This is a genomic window from Pseudonocardia sp. SID8383 (assembly GCF_009864975.1).
Classification (GTDB): domain Bacteria; phylum Actinomycetota; class Actinomycetes; order Mycobacteriales; family Pseudonocardiaceae; genus Pseudonocardia; species Pseudonocardia alni.
The window spans coordinates 1-241 of the sequence record NZ_WWFY01000028.1; the positions used below are offsets into that span (position 1 = coordinate 1).

The window sequence follows — 241 nt, forward strand, 5'->3', positions numbered from 1 at the left end:
CCGGCCTGCCGCTACACCCACGCCGCGCTGGCCGCGGCCGAGCAGCTGCACGCGCGCCGGCCCGGCATGGACACGGTGCGGCGGATCATCGCGCACCTGCCGGCCGGGTCGGCCTACGAGCTGGTGGCCCGGCCGTGGCAGGACCGCGGGGCCCCGCTGGTCGACGTCCAGTTCTCCCTGCCGTGGCAGCTCGCCGCGCTCTGGGTGACCGGGCGCTACGACCTCGGCACGCTGCGCCGCG

General features: G+C 78.4%; 1 protein-coding gene. It reads left to right on the plus strand.

Features of this window, described 5'->3' with window-relative positions; all coding sequences use genetic code 11:
- Positions 1–241 (plus strand): MmgE/PrpD family protein (locus tag GTW08_RS00700; RefSeq protein WP_161151250.1); only part of this gene is annotated, 241 nt, incomplete at both ends.